Source organism: Neptuniibacter sp. PT8_73 (assembly GCF_047778045.1).
In the GTDB taxonomy this organism is placed as follows: Bacteria; Pseudomonadota; Gammaproteobacteria; order Pseudomonadales; family Balneatricaceae; genus Neptuniibacter.
Genome location: NZ_CP180545.1, coordinates 957,430 through 974,916 on the forward strand (window position 1 = coordinate 957,430; position 17,487 = coordinate 974,916).

Annotated in this window: 12 protein-coding genes; 4 read left to right on the plus strand and 8 right to left on the minus strand. The window is 43.8% G+C overall.

Translation table 11 applies throughout. The features are described 5' to 3' along the window. The first annotated feature begins 96 nt into the window (after window positions 1-96). Window positions 97-1,329, plus strand: coding sequence for a DEAD/DEAH box helicase (locus ACMXYN_RS04235; RefSeq protein WP_415893633.1), 1,233 nt, complete (start codon window positions 97-99; stop codon window positions 1,327-1,329). Window positions 1,330-1,402: 73 nt separating this feature from the next. Here ACMXYN_RS04235 and ACMXYN_RS04240 read toward each other — a convergent pair whose 3' ends face one another. Further along, a complete protein-coding gene (locus tag ACMXYN_RS04240) occupies window positions 1,403-2,584 on the minus strand; it encodes an acetate/propionate family kinase (RefSeq protein ID WP_415893634.1) in 1,182 nt (393 codons plus the stop codon). A gap of 5 nt (window positions 2,585-2,589) precedes the next feature. Continuing rightward, the gene (locus ACMXYN_RS04245) at window positions 2,590-3,525 is read right to left on the minus strand and encodes a bifunctional enoyl-CoA hydratase/phosphate acetyltransferase (protein ID WP_415893635.1); all 936 of its coding nucleotides are present in this window, start codon (window positions 3,523-3,525) and stop codon (window positions 2,590-2,592) included. A 302-nt stretch (window positions 3,526-3,827) separates the two neighbouring features. Here ACMXYN_RS04245 and ACMXYN_RS04250 point away from each other — a divergent pair, with 302 nt between their 5' ends. Continuing rightward, window positions 3,828-5,306, plus strand: coding sequence for a response regulator (locus tag ACMXYN_RS04250; protein ID WP_415893636.1), 1,479 nt, complete (start codon window positions 3,828-3,830; stop codon window positions 5,304-5,306). 53 nt (window positions 5,307-5,359) lie between these two features. Here ACMXYN_RS04250 and ACMXYN_RS04255 read toward each other — a convergent pair whose 3' ends face one another. Next, window positions 5,360-8,017: an EAL domain-containing protein gene (locus tag ACMXYN_RS04255; RefSeq protein WP_415893637.1), complete on the minus strand. Its 2,658-nt coding sequence runs from the start codon at window positions 8,015-8,017 to the stop codon at window positions 5,360-5,362. A gap of 361 nt (window positions 8,018-8,378) precedes the next feature. On the opposite strand from ACMXYN_RS04255, the gene ACMXYN_RS04260 reads away from it, so the two are divergent. Continuing rightward, complete coding sequence (locus tag ACMXYN_RS04260; RefSeq protein WP_415893638.1) at window positions 8,379-9,413, plus strand: DUF2333 family protein; 1,035 nt, start codon at window positions 8,379-8,381, stop codon at window positions 9,411-9,413. 115 nt (window positions 9,414-9,528) lie between these two features. Continuing rightward, window positions 9,529-9,954: a PilZ domain-containing protein gene (locus ACMXYN_RS04265; protein ID WP_415893639.1), complete on the plus strand. Its 426-nt coding sequence runs from the start codon at window positions 9,529-9,531 to the stop codon at window positions 9,952-9,954. A gap of 17 nt (window positions 9,955-9,971) precedes the next feature. On the opposite strand, the gene ACMXYN_RS04270 is transcribed toward ACMXYN_RS04265, so the two are convergent. From ACMXYN_RS04270 to ACMXYN_RS04290, 5 genes are all read right to left on the minus strand, one after another. Further along, complete coding sequence (locus ACMXYN_RS04270; RefSeq protein ID WP_415893640.1) at window positions 9,972-11,945, minus strand: hypothetical protein; 1,974 nt, start codon at window positions 11,943-11,945, stop codon at window positions 9,972-9,974. A gap of 163 nt (window positions 11,946-12,108) precedes the next feature. Further along, on the minus strand, window positions 12,109-12,477 hold the full coding sequence (locus ACMXYN_RS04275; RefSeq protein WP_415893641.1) for a histidine triad nucleotide-binding protein: 369 nt from the start codon (window positions 12,475-12,477) through the stop codon (window positions 12,109-12,111). A 108-nt stretch (window positions 12,478-12,585) separates the two neighbouring features. Then, window positions 12,586-14,112: a SpoVR family protein gene (locus tag ACMXYN_RS04280; protein WP_415893642.1), complete on the minus strand. Its 1,527-nt coding sequence runs from the start codon at window positions 14,110-14,112 to the stop codon at window positions 12,586-12,588. Next, entirely contained in the window at window positions 14,109-15,398 is a 1,290-nt protein-coding gene (locus ACMXYN_RS04285) for a YeaH/YhbH family protein (RefSeq protein ID WP_415893643.1), read from the minus strand. The genes ACMXYN_RS04280 and ACMXYN_RS04285 overlap by 4 nt, the downstream gene beginning before the upstream one ends. A 102-nt stretch (window positions 15,399-15,500) precedes the next feature. Then, window positions 15,501-17,423: a PrkA family serine protein kinase gene (locus ACMXYN_RS04290; protein WP_415893644.1), complete on the minus strand. Its 1,923-nt coding sequence runs from the start codon at window positions 17,421-17,423 to the stop codon at window positions 15,501-15,503. Window positions 17,424-17,487: the final 64 nt, after the last annotated feature.

Consider the following 17,487-nt stretch of genomic DNA (forward strand, 5'->3'; position numbering starts at 1 on the left):
ATCTGCTTGTTCACTGTAAAAACAGCGAGCCTGATCTTTATACGTTATCTTTGAAAGCGATGAATGTTCATCGCTTTCTTTGTTTATGGAATCACTATGTTTTCTGATATCGCACTACATCCACAGTTAGAAGAGAACCTTAAAACGCTTGGCTTCAGTGAGCCGACTGAGGTTCAGCAAAAGGCGGTGCCTTTGTTGTTGGAAGGGATGGATCTGTTGGTAAGTTCGCCAACGGGGAGCGGTAAAACCGGAGCTTATCTGATTCCGTTGGTACAAGAACTGTCAGCGGGTAAGTCGCCAACACGTCAACCGAAAGCCATCGTACTTGTACCTGTGCGTGAATTGGCAGAACAGGTGTTACAACAGTTTAATAAATTGGCTGAAGGTCTAGAACTGGATGCTGTTTCGCTGGTGGGTGGTGAAGACTTTAAACAGCAGGAAAAACGTTTGGCACGTGCCGATGTGGTTATTGCTACACCAGGGCGTTTAGTACCGCATTTGGACAACCGTTCTATTGAGCTGGATAGCTTAGATCTGCTGATTTTAGATGAAGCAGATCGTATGTTGGAAACAGGTTTCAAAGAGCGTTTGGATCAGATCTTAAGCCTTTGCCCGGAAGTGCGTCAGACGCTATTGATCTCCGCTACCTTGCCTACTCAAGTGCGCAGTATGGCACAGTCGTTATTGGTTGATCCTGAGTGGATCCGTATTGGCCAGAAACGCGAAGTGGAAGAGGGAATTAAGCAGAGTATAGTCCTCTCTGATGATCAATCTCATAAAGATAAGCAGTTATGCTGGTTGCTAGAAAATGAATCGTACGACAAGGCGATTGTGTTCTGTAACAGCAAAACAGAAGCGCGTCGTTTGGATGGGTTTTTGCGTTACCACAAATTCAAAGCGGCTCTATTGCATGGGGATGTCCAGCAGAAAGGCCGTTTCGCAACAATTGAAGGGTTCCGTAAGGGTACAACAAAGGTTTTGGTAACCACTGACCTCGCATCCCGTGGTTTGGATGTAGAAGGGGTTGAGTTAGTGATCAATATGGAGATGCCGCGTAAGGGCGATCTCTACCTTCACCGTGTTGGTCGTACCGGTCGTGCTGGTCAAGAAGGTCAGGCGATCTCATTGATCGATCCGCACGAGTGGAACCTAATGTCTTCAATAGAACGTTACCTGAAGACTCGCTTTAGACGTAAATTGATCGAAAGCTTAGTAGGTAGCTACAAAGGCCCGAAAAAAGTAAAAGCGTCTGGTAAAGCGGCAGGCACGAAAAAGAAGAAAAAACCGGCTAGTGGCAAGAAGAAAGCGCCGAAAAAACCGAAGAAGTAATCTTGGACGATTTATAGACATAAGAAAGGGTACTTTTAGTAAGTACCCTTTTTTGATATTTGTGTAATAGCGATTAAGCCATTAAATCTTTAGTGTGCATGGCGATCATCGCTTCCTCATTGGTCGGGATGACGCGCACAGTTACTTGAGAATCGGCACCATTGATAATGCTGTCGTTGGTTGAATTAGCATGGGGGTTAAATTTAACGCCCAGCCATTCACAGCGCTTAAGGATACGTTCTCTGACATTGGCACTGTTTTCGCCGACACCACCGGTGAAGACAATCTGCTCTAAACCTTCGAGGGCTGCAGATAAGCGGCCAATCTCTAGTGCTGCTCGGTAGCAGAACATATCGATCGCTTCTTCAGCTTCGGGTTGGTCGCTTTGCTCGAGCTCCAACATGTCAGAGCTGATACCAGACACGCCTAGCCAGCCACTTTGCTTGTAGATCAACGCTTCCAGGTCATCTGCCGAAAGGTTGTGATGACGCTGTAGGTAAAGCAAAACACCTGGGTCGATATTGCCACAGCGGCTACCCATTGGCAGACCATCTACCGCGGTAAAGCCCATGGACGAAGCAACAGATTTACCCTCGCCGATGGCACACATACTTGCGCCAGCGCCTAAGTGACAGACGACGGTTTTTAGATGGCCGCTTTTCTGCTCAACAAGTTGGCGCTGAATGTATTCGTATGAAAGCCCGTGGAAACCGTAGCGATGAACACCTTCCTCAGTGTATTTGCGAGGCAGGGCATAGTGTTGCTCCAACGAGGATTGCTCGGCATGAAACATTGTGTCAAAACAGGCTACTTGAGGTAGGTCTGGAGCTATGTTTCTGCAGGCCTCGATCAGTCTTAGGTTATAAGGCTGATGCAGTGGCGCTAGTGGAATAAAGCTCGCCAGCTTATCTAATACCTGATCATTAATCAGAATAGGCGCGCTAAAGTGACTACCCCCATGAACAACGCGATGGCCAAAGGCGCATAGAGTATTGTCACTGACTTCAGCATTTAGCCAATCGAGTATTGTTTTTAAGCAGGCTTGGTGGCGTTGCTCTTTAGGCACGTCGCTAAAGCTTGGCGTGCTCTTAAGTAGAACTTCACCGGATGCACCTTTCACTTTAAAGCGAGCGGTATCATTAAGGATATTGCCCAGCTTAAAGTTATATAGCAGCTCTAGCTTAGCGCCTGTGTACTTAAACAATGCGCATTTTAAGCTAGAGGAGCCGCCATTAACCGTTAAAATCGTTTCCATACGACCTACTTTTCTTTGTGATGAACCATATGAGATGCCAACGCACAGGAGGCTAGACGAGCAAGCGTTTTATCTGCACGGCTTGTTAGAATGATCGGTACTTTGGCACCCAATGCGATGCCTGCCGATTTAGCGTTGGCTAAATAAATTAGCTGCTTAGCAATCATATTTGCAGATTCTAAATCAGGGGCTAACAGAATATCGGCATCACCAGACACTTCTGAAACTATGTGCTTGTCGATAGCGGCTTGTTGCGAAATCGCATTATCAAACGCTAGTGGACCATCTAATAGGCCACCTGTAATCTGTGAGCGATCTGCCATTTTGCAAAGCGCGGCTGCATCGATGGTACTTTGAATATTCGGCTTAACTTTTTCTACCGCGGATAAGATAGCCACTTTCGGAGTCTGAACGCCTAGTGCCCGGCAGAAGTCGATCGCGTTTTGAGTGATATCTTTTTTGCAGTACAGATCCGGCGATATGTTGATTGCCGCATCGGTGATGATCAGAGGCTTATGGTAGTTTGGGACATCAAATACGAAGACGTGACTTAATCGACGCTCGGTTCTGATCCCTTTAGTTTTGTGGACCACGGCTCGTAGCAGTTCTGAAGTACCTAAATGTCCTTTCATCAGTACTTCGGCTTCGCCGCGCTTTATCAATTCACAAGCTAACTCTGCAGCGGCGTGGCTATGTTCCGTATTGATGAGTTCAAAATTACTGATATCCAGATTTTGCTCTTCGGCTACGGCTTTAATCTTAGCTTCAGGTCCCACTAATGTTGGGATAATTAGGTCATGCTCGGCTGCTTCCACTGCGCCAATCAGACTGTTGCCATCAACGGGATGGGCAACAGCAGTACGGATAGGGCGAGCCTTTTCAGCTTGTTCAATAAAAAATTCTAGCTGGTCGTGCAGCGGTGGTTTTTCTTGAATAACCATCAAAACCTCGAAAATAAATTGTATTACCCATTAATTGATAGAACTGAAGGTAATAATTGTATATGACCTGATTATGACGCGCTGCAGCATTTTTGCTAGTGATTCATGTCAGGTTTATAAACAAAGGTCGAATATTTGCGTGATTCAGCGTTAAAAATTTCATGTTGCTAGATCACAAAAACGTTAAAAATAACCTAAGGTTTAGTAGGGTCTTGAAATACAGGGTGGTATAAGTAAAAGAGAATATACTGTAGTTCCAGACTATTTGGTCTGGCAGGATGGAACCTCTGGGAGATATAAGGATGCAACAAACCATTTTTGTGGTTGATGGCAGCTCAACAATTCGAACGTTTTACAAAGCTGTACTCGAAGATGCTGGTTATCGCGTGAAACTGCATCAAACGGGCGAAAGCTGTTACAAAGCCCTTAGTTTTGATATTCCTGATCTCATTATCTTGGGAGCTGAACTGCCGGATACTGAGTGCGTCGCATTCTCCGGAAAGATTAAGTCCCGTCCCGAATTTCTTTTAGTTCCTATCATCGTTGTATCTTCTATACGCTCTATGGATCTGAAACGTAACTGTTTTCAGGCAGGTGTGACCGATTTTATTATGAAAAACTGCACTCAACACTTTTTGCTTGAGAGAGTGAAAAATGTGATTGAGCGTAAAGAGACAATGCAGTTTAGCCAGCACATAGCCGGACAACGATTCAAAGTATTAGTGGCTGAGGATAGTGTGGCTTTATTGGCACTCTATGGTCAGATGCTTGAGCAGTTAGGTTGTTCACCGGTACTTTGTCAAAATGGTAAGGAGGCATGGGAGACACTGCAGCAGCATGATGATATCGATCTAGTGATGACCGATGTCGAGATGCCAGAGATGGATGGTATCGAGCTAAACCATCTGATTCGCTCCTGTACTCAATATGATCAAGTACCTGTGATTGTCGTGACTCAATTCGACCAGGAAGAACTGTTATGCGATTTGTTGACGGCAGGGGCAAGTGATTACATAACTAAACCGTTCAGTCACGAAGAGATGAGTGCTCGTGTTGGTTCTCACCTTCGTACTCGTCATCTTTACAAGGAGCAGCAGCGACTCAATCGGGAGTTAGATGAGGCTAACAGTTACTTGGAAGAGCGTGTTAGAGCACGTACACAGGAACTGTATGAAGCTAATTTAGAGACTGTTCAAAAACTGGCGATGGTTTGTGATTACAAAGATAACGATACCGGCAATCACATTAATCGAGTGAAGGAGTATTCAGAAGAATTGGGTAAAGCGATTGGATTATCTGAAGAGGTAGTCAATCGTCTTGGCTTTTCTAGCATGATGCATGACGTGGGTAAAATTACCACGCCTGATGCGATTCTTAATAAACCTGGCCCATTGGATGACCAAGAGTGGGAAGTTATGCGTCTGCATTCTTCCATTGGGGCTAAGATTTTGGGTAAGAATGCCTTTTTTAATATGGCAAGGGATATAGCGGTTGCTCACCATGAAAAGGTGGATGGTAGTGGTTACCCCAAAGGTTTGCAGGGTGATGAAATTCCACTCGCAGCGAGAATCGTTGCGGTGGTAGATGTATTTGATGCGTTGGTGTCTAAACGCAGCTATAAGGATGCTTGGACTCAACAAGAAGCGATCGAAGAGCTTCAACGAATTGCCGGTAGTCACCTTGATAAACGCCTTGTAGAGGTGTTTATAGGGTTGCTGGAATCAGGGCGTTTGGATTACATCCGAGTTCAGTATCCAGAAGAACAAGCCCAGTTAGTTTGAGTTACCTACCCGTAAAGATTTAAATAGGAATTCAGCCTTACTTAGTTCCCTCGTTAAGTAAGGCTGCTATTGAATGAGCGAGTGTTAGGTAGGTTTTCTGTCTCTACCAAGGTTTCCATCTCTTTATGTACCAGAGGGCGGCTAAATAGATAGCCTTGGCCAATATCGCAGCCAAAGTCTCTTAGCATGGCTAGTTGGTCTTCATCCTCAATACCTTCTGCAACTACTTTCATCTTCAATGCGTGGGCCATCGTAATAATGGTATGGGTCAATGTTGCATCGCCTTGGTTATGAACCATATCTTTTACAAACGCACGGTCTACTTTCAAGGTAGAGACAGGGAAGGTGGTTAGATAGCTGAGAGAGCTATAGCCGGTACCAAAGTCATCAATGGTGAGTGATGTGCCAAGTTCTAGCAGTTTCTCTAAGCGAGGCAATAACTTCTCTATATTTTCAGCCAATAGACTCTCAGTGATCTCCAGCTCGAGCCTGCTAGGATCAATACCTGTTTCTTCAATCACGCCAGCAACCATATCGATGACACTGTCATCATTCAGTTGCCTGATTGAAAGATTAACGGCCATGATCAAAGGTGCGTCACTGAATTTCTGTAGTTCGATCAGATCTATACAGGCTTGACGTAGTGCAAACTCACCAAGCTCATTAATGACACCAATCTCTTCTGCTATTTCAATAAACTCAAATGGACCAACAGGACCTAGCACACAGCTATTCCAGCGCATTAAGGCCTCAAAGCCCATAATGCGGCCTGTATCTATATTGTTCTTGCTTTGGTACGCCATGTAGATCTCACCGCGCTCAAGTGCTTGGCGGAGCTCTGTTTCGATCGTATGTCTGCGTTTTAAGCGTCTATCGAGTTCATGGTCAAAGAAACTGTAACGGTTGCGGCCATCTTTCTTAGATTCGAACAGGGCGATATCTGCAAATTTAATTAGGCCGGCAACTTCGTTGTTGTCTTCAGGGTAGCGCGAGATACCGATACTGACAGAGATAAAGATCTGTTTGCCTTCGATTAAGACCGGTTTTTCGACATTGCGAAGGATTTTATCGGCTAGTGATTCAACTTCTTTTGTGTCTGAATATGTTGCATAAACTAAGAACTCATCACCACTGATATGGCAAATTTGAGCTTTGCCTTTACAGCATTTGACTAATCTTCCAGCGACCAGCTGTAACAGTTGATCACCGATCATATGGCCAAAGGTATCGTTTACGTTTTTAAAGTTATCTATATCGAGATAGAGCACTGCAACTTGGAGCTTATTTTTCCAAGCGTTTTGTAGTTCTCTAGTGAGATTCTCATTGGTTCTACGGCGGTTAGGTAGACCAGTCAACGGATCGAAATTTGCTTGTTTGTATAGCTTAGCTTCAGCTTGCTTACGACTACTGATATCTTGAACTACCACTACATAATGAGTGAGTTCGTCGTCTGGATTGGTGATATGGCTGATAGAAAACGAGTACCACTTACCGTCAAAGTCAGTTTTACGTTCACCAAACCAGTTGCCTTTAAGTGTAACTTCATCGCTGATCTTTTTCAGGTCACGGGTTAAAACGTTATAGGGGGGGAAATCGATAATGTTATGGCCACGTGCTTCGTCGTGGGCATTAGGTTTGGCTGTTGCTAGGTCAAAGTGACTGTTCGCATACTCGATACACCAAAGATTATCTGTAATAACTACACTGTCAGGGCTCTGTTCAATTGCTTTTGACAGCTTTTGAACATTTCCTTCTGCCTTTTGTTTTGCGTCCGACATGCGCTTACTGATTTGCAGTGAAACTCTGTAGGCAAGTAACGCCGCAAGTAGGAATAAGACAAACACCATCCCAATAGGGCGCATTCGTTCCAGCCAAGAGCTAAATAGCTTAGCCACAGGGTATGAATTAAGCGTGATCAGTTTGTATTCTGGCAGGTAACCGACATTTGCGAGGACTTGCTCACCTTTCACTTCAAGTTCCAGACCTTGTTTAGTCTTGCCTGATTGCAGGTTGTATTGAATCTCTAATGCTGTTTCTTGCGCTAAACGCCAGCCGAATAGATCGGATACAAAGCCTTTCGGAACAGGGTAGGACATACGTACTTGTCCGCGCTCACCGAGTAACCAGATTGTATTGTTATCGGGGCTAATAAAGTTTTGCATCAGAGACGATTTGCCCTGAACACGATAAAAAGCGACTACGACGGCAATAATCTTTTTGTCGCCATTGAGGATAGGAACATAAAAGGGAAGTAATGACTCTCCAAGTAAACCTGCTCTATGGAGGTAGCCTATCTGAGCCGTTTGGCTGACTCTCAGGTTTTCTAATACTGTATTTTGGCTAGGCAGTTGCGGCGGGTTAATGTCGCCTTTACTCAGTAGAACGTTGCCTTTGACATCTATCAGAGAGAAAACAGCGGCTTCACCTGTTGCTGATAGGAGGTACTCAAAAACATTAGAAACCGAGCGTTCTTGTAATTTCTTATCAATAAAACGTGCTTGGACGGTTTTAACAATAAGACGCGTTTGATGATCAAAGAAAGAACGGCTTTGGCTAATAAGGGTCTGGTTTTGCTTGTAAAGCTTATCGTACTGGCTTGTTTTAACATCGTCCCAAAGAGCGATACTGAAAACGGTTAGCGCAGATAAAAGAATTACCGACAGTAGCGTAAATAAAAGTTTTAGCGGTTTGATCCCTTCGTGTCCCACCATGTTTTAAGTTCTCCCTTTTTCGCTACCAGTGGCGTGAATCAGCAACTTCCTGTCACTATAGCAAAGATAACTCATCATCTTTTCATGTTAGCTCTTAATTTAAGGGAAGAATTAAAAAGTACTGATATAAATTACAAAAATACCTTTTTTTTGAGTAAATTTTCAAATTTGGTCTACCAAAAAATTTTGGGCCGCTTTTAAGTTACTGAGCAAGGCATGTAATCGCATTATATTTTTAAAGAATTTTTTGCTTAGACCATTGCAACGTTCCGAATGGCTTTAGGATCAGTTAAGCTGTGGCAATAGATAATGATTGGACAAGTTTTTTCGTCCAAACGGATTGTTAGAGTTGAGGAACCTCATGGGATTATTGATTGATTGGTTTTTGGATTTTTGGGACAACATGCCAGGGGGCAAAATTAGCCGGGCTATTTTTAGTGTTATCACGCTAGTTTTTGTTATCTCTGTCCCTCTAGGTATTTATTGGAGCTGTCCTCCAGCTGCATTTGATCCGGTTGCAGAAGCTAAAGCGGATGCAGAGGAGCAGGGCGTTAAGGTGACGACCGGTTATCCAACGGTTTATACGCTTCACCGATTGATGGATACCTTATTACACAAGCCGGGCGGCTATATCACTAATGATGTGGCACCTCCAGGTATCTGGTTAGACAATATCAGCCATTGGGAATACGGTGTGTTGGTCCAGTCTCGAGATCTCGCACGTGCTTTACGTAAAGACTTTAGCCGTTCGCAGTCTCAGTCGGTTGAACATCCAGAGCTGACTGTTGCAGAGCCTCAATTCCATTTTGATGCTAGTAGTTGGTTGCTACCTTCTTCTGAGTCTCAGTACAAAGAAGGCCTTGAAGCGCTGTATAAATACCAAATGGAGCTGACGAAAGTTGCTGAATCTGAAGCTCAGTTCTATGCGCGTGCGGATAATCTGAATAACTGGTTAGGCGATGTACAAACGCGTCTAGGTAGTTTATCTCAGCGTTTAAGTGCAAGTGTTGGTCAGAAACGTGTGAATACCGACCTAGCAGGTGACCCTGCTGCCGAGCAGTCAACGCAGACTGATTCTGATACTGAGGTGAAAACACCTTGGTTAGAAATCGATGATGTATTTTATGAAGCGCGTGGTTCGGCTTGGGCACTGCTGCATATCTTAAAAGCGGTTGATCAGGATTTTGGTCCTGTATTGGATAAGAAGAATGCGCGTGTGAGTCTTCGTCAAATCATTCGTGAGTTGGAAGCGACTCAGGAAACAGTATGGAGCCCAGTGATTCTGAATGGTGGCGGTTTCGGTTTGTTTGCTAACCACTCTTTGGTGATGGCGAACTATATCTCCCGCGCTAATGCTGCAATTATTGATCTACGAGAGCTGCTCGCTAAAGGTTAAGGGTTGATTAAGCAGTTTTTGTTTATTTTTAAGGGGCTTAGTGCCCCTTATTTGTTTCTGGGTCTACACTAAATGGTAGTGGTAGTGGTAGTGGTAGTGGTAGAGGAGAAACGTTATGCCTCGTCGTTTTATTCGTCATCCTGCAGCGATTCCGATTAAGCTATGCAATCAGCAAGCTAATAACCAAAACGTTACTGAAGTCACCACGCAAGATGTAAGTGCTGGCGGATTGTCCTGTGAGACAGAAAAGCTAATGACGCCAGGTGAGGCTGTAGAAGTTGAGATCTCATTAGAAACACCACCTTTTAAAACCATCGGCCATGTTGTTTGGTGCAAAAGTAACGGTAATGGTTTTTTGGTTGGGATCGGCTTTTCTGATCTCGCAACAGCTTATGCCGTTCGAATGGTAGAGCAAGTTTGCTACATCGAAGAGTATCGTCAAAAAATTCTAGAAGAAGAGGGGCGAGAGCTAAATTCCGAAGAGGCTGCGATTGAGTGGATTGCAGAGCACGCTCATGAGTTTCCGCAGAACGTGCATTGATCGATCATGGAACCTATTTAAAAGTAAGGCTCCACTTTGATGTTTTGTTCTTTGGCTATAAGCCATTCATTGTCGTTATAAACAAGGGTGAGTCGTTTAAGGGTCTTATCTTTGTAGCCGTTGGCTGCTTCGTACTTAAGCCAGAAATCTACTCGTACCTTATTCTCATCTTCTTGAATATTCTGCAACTCTTCACGTGTTAGCTTGATCCACTCAGGGCGATTTAGTGCATCATGACGTTTCTTCAACCAGCGTTGATGAGTTTTGTATGCACCATTAAAGCCGGAGATATAGCTATTTGCATAAGTCTCGTGATCTTTGGCTTGCCAAGCATTAGTCCATTGTTTGATATGAGCTGTAATTTGCTCTAGCGAACTTTCTTGTTCTGCGATAGGTGTTGCTTGCGCTATTGCTGGTGCTTCTTCTTGAGTAGTTTCAGGCGTATCTGACGTAAGTACAGGAACAGTCGTTTCTGGAGCTACGATCTCTTCCGTTACGGTAGGCTCTTCTATTGATTGAGCTACAACCGCAGGTGATTCTTCAGTCCTAACTTCAGGTGCTTCTGAAGCATTTTCTGCAACGGCTTCAATTTTTTCGGATACTTGCGAAGCTCCGACTCTAGGTAAAAGGGTTTCCTCAATATAAGGTACTTGATTTGTTTCTGCAGCAAGCGCAAGTTCAGCTTTTTCAGCCACTTCTAGTGCTTGCTTTAAGCGATTGTTCTCTTCAATTGCTGCAGAGAGTTGTTCTTCTAACAGGGTTAGTTTGGAATTAACTTCTGCTTGGAATTCAGCTGGTGGAAGGGATGCAATCTCTTCTACCGGGCGAGTGCCTTTAGGGTCCGATAATGGCGCTTTAACTTCACCAACATCGGTTGTAGTAGCTTTTGTGGGCTGAGCATCTGCTGCTTGAAGGCTGCCTTTTTCTAACTCAGGGCTAAGTGCTGGTAAAGTGTCTAGTTGCTCCAAGTTATTGCCAGAAGAGGACTTAGCTGCCTGAGCCTTTTCTACAGTAGCAAGGCTTGGAGGAGCTACCGCTTTAGGTGTTTCTACAGAGGCTTTTGGTTTTGATTCAACAAAAATTGGAGATCCGTTTTCAGCTACTTGCGTGGAATTGTCACTCGAATCGGATAAGAAAAAGTGATTAATGCCGATGCCAATGGCAATAATGACGGCAAAGCCTAAAGCAAAGATGCCAGAGTTAGTTGAAGCTAAGCTTGGGGTTGAGCTGCTCTTGTTCGTAAAGTCATTGCGGGTGATAACGTCTTTATGAATCAAAGGCAGTAGCATCGCCTTTAAGCGGCTAATGCGTCCTTCAGTTTGCTCTATCATCATAAAGTCCGTGCCTATCTCGTATGGAGTAGGGGGAATACCTTTAATGGCTGATAGGTAGTAGATATAGCCTTCGATATCATCCGTATGTAGCGGGTCTAAAGTAACTTCGATATTTACCCAGTTGCTAAAATCAGCTTGCTGTAAACCTTCTGCTTCGGGATGCAGGACCATATAGTCTTGGCGGATAACAACTAATTTGATCGCGCCTGCGGTTGTTTCAGATGTTTCGCAAAGCTGCTGTAAGGCATTGACAATGTTGTCATCAGAATTGATTGCTTGTTGATCAACAACGACAAGGCAGAACTGGCCTGCCTCTTTGGTATTTCGAAGCGCTTTGATCAGATCTCGTTTCTGCTTAGGGACTTCCAGCGTTTCTGCTAGTCGGGAATAAAGTTGAGAGGTTTTTGCCAATGGATCATTGAAAACGGCTACGGGAACTCCTTTATGTTGGAATTCACTTATTAACTCACCTACGAGAGTAGTTTTGCCGGTGCCTTCTACACCTTTAAGAATTACCGCATTTTCATAGTTAAGGGCCTCTCTTAGTGAACTGAGAGCACGCTTATAACCGGCATGCCGATATGGGCCGGTGAAAGACGAAGTATCGTCATTAGTTCCATCAACATTTTCAGCGTTTAGCTGGTTTTCCTTCAACATAGATCGGGCTTATTCTCAGTTTTACACAAAGAGCGATTGAATAGCCGTAATTATATTCCCTTAGGGTACTACTTCCAATTACAGAGTTTATTGTTATAGCGTTTGGTTATAGCTAAAGCGCAGAAATTATCCACACTTTAGCTGAATATTAACTTAGCAGCACTTAGTTAAGCGCTTCTTTCATTTTCTCTTGGTATGGAGGCCAGCCCATTGGTTTACCGCCTAAAAGGTGAAGATGTATATGGTAAACCGTTTGTCCGCCATCGGAGTTGCAGTTGAATACTGTACGATAGCCGGATTCATCAATGCCTAATTGTTTGGCAATGGTACTGGCCGTTTTGACCATATGGCCAACAACTTCTGTATCTTCGGCACTAATATCATTAAGGGTTGCGATATGTTTACGCGGAATAATTAGTGCATGTGTCGGTGCCTGAGGGCTAATATCATTAAAAGCAAGTACATGCTCATCTTCGTAAATGATCTCGGCCGGAATCTCTTTATTTATGATTTTACAAAACAGGCAATCCATCGGTTTTCCTCGCTGTACTAAATACTTGAATGCAGTATATCCAGTGTTACCAATGGATTAAATACTGAATAACCGTGAGTAAACAAAGTTGTAGTTCTTGGAGCCTACCTAAAGCAGTGATTCTGTTTTTCCTTCTTCAAGGATTTCAGGGCAGTGATAACTTTTGGTGACAGTGTTATCAGGAAGCACTGATTCAAGATGGACATCAAATCCCCATAAACGATGAATATGCCGTAGCACCTCTTCGGTGGATTGACCGAGTGGTTGTTTATTATGCATAAAGTGTCTCAAGGTTAAGCTTCGATCGCCTCGGACATCTACATTGTAGACCTGAATATTCGGTTCCCTATTTCCCAAGTTATATTGAGAAGAAAGATCTTCACGTACTTGACGATAGCCCGCTTCATCATGGATTGATGTGACTTCCAAATTAGCTTTTTCAGAGTTATCCATAATTGTGAAAAGCTTTAGCTCACGTATAAGTTTTGGCGAAAGGTACTGAAGAATAAAGCTCTCATCCTTATAGTTACGCATGGCGTAATCTAACGTTTTCTTCCAATCGGAACCTGCAATATCAGGGAACCATTCGCGGTCTTCGTCTGTTGGATCCTCACAGATACGTTTGATGTCCTGCATCATGTTGTAGCCCAATGTGTAGGGGTTTATACCGTTGAAGTAAGGACTATCGAATGGAGGTTGGTAGACAACGCTGGTATGTGAGTGAAGAAACTCCATCATAAATCCATCGGTGACTAAACCCTCTTCATGCATTTGATGCAGTAGCGTGTAATGCCAGAAGCAAGCCCAGCCTTCGTTCATCACTTGGGTCTGTTTTTGTGGATAGAAATATTGCGCAACTTTTCGAACGATACGAACAATTTCTCGTTGCCATGGTTCAAGAAGAGGAGCGTTTTTCTCTATAAAGTAGAGAATGTTTTCTTCAGGTTCTTTAGGGAAGTGTTCAATGACTGGTGCAGCACCTTCCTCTTTTTTAGGAATAGTGTTCCATAAGTCGTTTAAGTGGCGTTGGATATATTCTTCCCTTGCTTGCTGACGCTCTTTTTCTTCATTTGCTGTCAGTGGTTGAGGGCGAACATATCTATTTACCCCATAGCTCATAAGTGCATGGCATGAATCTAAAAGCTGTTCAACAGTGTCGACCCCATAACGCTCTTCGCATCGACTGATATAGCTTTTGGCGAAGAGTAAGTAGTCGATAATCGCGGAAGCATCGGTCCAAGTTTTAAATAGGTAATTACCTTTGAAGAAAGAGTTATGGCCATAACACGCATGCGCAATTACGAGTGCCTGCATTGTCAATGTATTCTCTTCCATTAGGTAAGCAATACAGGGGTCAGAATTGATAACGATCTCATAGGCCAAGCCCATGCGGCCGCGCTTATAGTTTTGTTGGGTATCAACAAACTGTTTACCAAAGGACCAATGGTTATAGTTCAAAGGCATGCCGATGGAAGCATAGGCATCCATCATCTGTTCGGAGGTAATCACTTCGATCTGGTTCGGATAGGTATCTAAACCAAAGTCTTTTGCGATACGCGCGATTTCTCGATCATATTCGGCAATAAGCTCAAAGCTCCACTCTGCATCTGTGGATATTGGACTGCGTTTTTTCATGCTGCCCCCTCAACCTTTTTCTCAAATAGACTACGAAATACTGGGAAAATATCTGCTGGGGTTTTTATCTGTTGCATGGCAAAGCATTCTTCCCACTTGGTTTGTAGGCGTTCATATTCGTGCCACAAATTTTGGTGGGGGCCTGTAGTGATCTCTACATAGGCGAAATACTGGACTTGTTTAAGAATTTTTTCATCAAGGAGTTGGTGGCATTTGCTTGAGTCACCATCCCAGTTATCCCCGTCAGATGCCTGAGCGACATAGATGTTCCAGTCAGCTGGGGAGTAACGTTCTTCAAGAATATCTGAGGTGAGATCTAACGCACTGGATACAATCGTGCCGCCGGTTTCACGGGAGTAGAAGAACTCTTGTTCATCAACCTCTTTTGCATGGGTATGGTGGCGAACGAAGACAACTTCAATCTGTTTGTAATTCCGTTTTAGGAATAGATACAACAAGATAAAGAAGCGCTTTGCCATATCTTTAATACTTTGAGTCATGGAGCCGGATACGTCCATAACGCAGAACATGACCGCCTTGCTTGAAGGCACCGGAACTTTAATTAAGTTATTGTATTTAATGTCAAAGTCATCAAGGAATGGAACGCGTTTTAAGCGCTGCTTAATTTCTTCAATTTCGGAATTTAATACTGAGATTTGTTTTTCTGCATCGTCGTCAGGCAGACGCTGTTCTAAGGTTGATATTTCAGCTTTGAGTTCGCGAATTTTGCGTCTGTCTTTTCCGGTTAAGGCAATTCGGCGTGCGTGGGCTGCTTTTAACGAACGCACAATATGAATCTTATCGGGGCTACCTGCATTGGTAAAACCAGCTCGGCGAGTTTCAAATTGGGTTGCGCTTTTAAGCTGTTTTTTGACTAGATAGGGGAGTTCCAGACCATCGAACATAAAGTCTAGAAACTCTTCCTGATCAATCTGGAAGGTGAAATCATCTTCCCCTTCACCTTGATTACTGGCTTGGCCTTCACCGCTGCCGCCGCCACCTCCGCCACCTTGTGGGCGTTGGAACTGATCTCCTACAACAAATTCTTTGTTGCCAGGGAAAACTTTGTTGCGAACACCGCCTTCGCCATGATGGAAAATAGGCTCGGAGATATCCCTGCGAGGGATGGTAACACTGCCACCTTGTTCAATTTCCTTGATAGAGCGGTTGTTAACCGCATCTTCCACTGCATCTTTTATGTGCTTTTTATAACGACGAAGAAAGCGCTGACGGTTAACCGTGCTCTTGTTCTTGGAGTTCAGGCGGCGATCTATGATGTAACTCATAATACTTCTATCCCCGTAGATGGCCTGCACTTAGGCTCTTCATCTCATTCGGGCAGGCCTTTGCCCGAATGAATGCCTTCACCAACTGATATTGCCGATGAACTACTGCGATTTTCTAACGCGGATATACCACTCAGACAGTAATCGTACCTGCTTCTCGGTATAGCCTCGTTTAATCATCCGTTTAACAAACTCACCGTGTTTGGTTTGTTCGTCATTTGAGGCTTTTGCATTAAAGGAAATAACAGGTAACAAGTCTTCCGTATTTGAGAACATTTTCTTCTCAATAACGGTACGCATTTTCTCGTAGCCCATCCAAGATGGGTTTTTGCCGTTGTTATTGGCACGAGCACGCAATACAAAATTAACAATTTCGTGTCGGAAATCTTTTGGGTTACTAATACCGGCAGGTTTTTCGATTTTTTCGAGTTCCTCGTTAATCGCCTGACGATCTAATATGTCACCTGTTTCTGGGTCACGATATTCCTGATCCTGTATCCAGAAATCAGCGTAAGTGACATAGCGATCAAAGATGTTTTGTCCGTACTCAGAGTAGGATTCTAAGTATGCGGTCTGGATCTCTTTACCCAAAAACTCGATATATTTAGGTGCTATAAACTCTTTTAAATAGCCTAAATAGCGATCTTGAATTTCGGCAGGGAATTGCTGTTGTTCAATCTCTTTTTCCAGAACATAAAGGAGATGGACAGGGTTGGCAGCAACTTCGGAAGGGTCAAAGTTAAAGACCTTGGAGAGAATCTTGAAGGCGAAACGGGTTGATAGGCCATCCATTGCTTCATCAACACCTGCAGAATCCTTATATTCCTGCATAGATTTCGCTTTGGGGTCTGTGTCTTTTAGATTCTCGCCGTCATAAACACGCATTTTTGAATACAGGCTAGAATTTTCAGGTTCCTTCATACGCGATAGGACCGAGAATTGAGCCAACATGTTTAATGTATCTGGTGCACAGGGTGCGTTGTTTAACGAACTGTTTTCTAAAAGTTTTTCGTAGATATGGATCTCTTCAGTTACACGGCAGCAATAAGGTACTTTTACGATATAAATACGATCGATAAAGGCTTCATTAGTTTTGTTGTTCTTAAAGGTTGTCCACTCTGATTCATTAGAGTGGGCGAGGAGAATACCGTCGTAAGGAATGGCACCCATGCCTTCTGTGCTGTTGTAGTTGCCCTCTTGGGTAGCTGTTAATAGAGGATGGAGGACTTTGATTGGGGCTTTGAACATCTCCACAAATTCCATCATACCCTGATTGGCACGACAGAGTGCGCCAGAGAAACTATAAGCATCCGGATCGTGTTGTGGGAAGTCTTCCAGTTTACGAATATCAACTTTACCCACAAGGCTGGAAATATCTTGGTTGTTTTCATCACCGGGTTCGGTTTTGGCGATGGCGATCTGATCCAAGATGGAAGGGTAGAGTTTCACAACACGGAATTTGGAAATATCGCCGCCATATTCGTGTAAGCGCTTAGCTGCCCAAGGTGACATAATCCCTTTTAGATAGCGAGAAGGGATACCGTACTCTTCTTGAAGTATGATGCCATCTTCTTCGGGCTTAAACAGACCTAAAGGTGATTCGAAAACCGGCGAGTCTTTAATGGCATAAAAAGGAATGTGCTCCATTAAATGCTTAAGGCGTTCGGCTAAGGAGGATTTACCGCCGCCCACAGGGCCAAGTAGATAAAGGATCTGTTTACGTTCTTCTAGACCTTGAGCCGCATGTTTAAAGTAGGAGACAATATTTTCGATCGCATCTTCCATACCATAAAACTCGCTAAACGCAGGGTAACGGCGGATCAGTTTGTTCGAAAAAATACGACTTAGTCTTGGATCAGCAGCGGTATCAACCATTTCAGGTTCACCGATCGCTTGCAGCATTCGTTCAGCCGCATCAGCGTAGATCATAGGATCCTCTTTACACAGCTGGAGATACTCATCCAAGCTGTATTCTTCCTGCTGAACAGAATCATAGCGGGCTTTATAGTGGTCAAAGATACTCATACAAATCACCTTTATTCAGCCAAGCTTATTTGGGATTTTGAATAATTTTGTCAGGCTGTTTTGC